The organism is Streptacidiphilus jeojiense (genome assembly GCF_000719095.1).
Lineage (GTDB): Bacteria > Actinomycetota > Actinomycetes > Streptomycetales > Streptomycetaceae > Streptacidiphilus > Streptacidiphilus jeojiensis.
The window spans coordinates 1-801 of record NZ_JOEH01000092.1 but is presented as its reverse complement, the minus strand read 5'-3'; the positions used below and the strand labels follow the sequence as shown (position 1 = coordinate 801).

Sequence of the window (801 nt, the reverse complement as noted above, 5' to 3'; positions counted from 1 at the left end):
CGCGGTCGGGGGCGTGGAGCTGGTCGGTGCGCGGCAGGCCGGTCTCCAGCACGGTGCCGGTGTAGCGCAGGGCGCGGCGCAGCACCGGGGTGCTGGGCGGGTTGGGGGAGACCAGCAGGTTCCACTGGGCTGCGCCGTGTTCGAGGTCGTGGAGTTGGTCGGGGTCGGCGTACCAGTCGTTGTCGAAGTCGAAGCCGATGCGTTTGACGGGGGTGCCGTGCCAGGTCTGCAGGATGGTCTGGCCGGGGCGGCGGTGGATCCAGGGGGGCAGTTCGGTGTTGGTGATGATGTAGCGGGAGGTGGCGAGGGCTTGGTACCACTGGGGGCTGTGCAGGCGCACGGGGGTGGCGGTGGGGGGGATGTCGGCTTGGAGGTCGTCGACGGTCCACAGGTGTTGCAGGTTGGTGGCGCGGGTGAGGAGTTCTTGGTGCAGGGCGCGGGGGGAGTCGGCGTAGGGGCCGCCGTTGTAGCTGGTGTACAGGACGGTGGGGCGCAGGGGCTGGCTGCGGGCGGCGGGGTAGGTCTCCTCGCGTAGCCGGCGTTGGTGGTAGGAGCCTGCTTCGTCGCCGGTCAGGGAGTCGGCTGCGGTCAGCAACAGGCAGTCGTACCAGCGGCGGCCCAGGGTGACGGTCTTGCCGCGGGCGGTGACCTGGAGCGGGACGGTGGTGTGGGCGCGGGGGGCCAGGTGCAGTTTGATCTCACCGGGCTGCTCGCTGTCGGGTCCCTGGTCGGTGGGGGTGTCGAGGCGGGCGAGGAGTTCCCATTCGCCGGCGCGCAGGGGGAGTTCGCCGCTGTGGACGT

The 801-nt window shown here is 71.3% G+C and carries 1 protein-coding gene; it reads right to left on the bottom strand.

Features of this window, described 5'->3' with window-relative positions:
- A partial coding sequence (locus IF29_RS0141165) for a CDP-glycerol glycerophosphotransferase family protein (RefSeq protein WP_030267711.1) occupies positions 1-801 on the bottom strand: 801 nt, incomplete at both ends.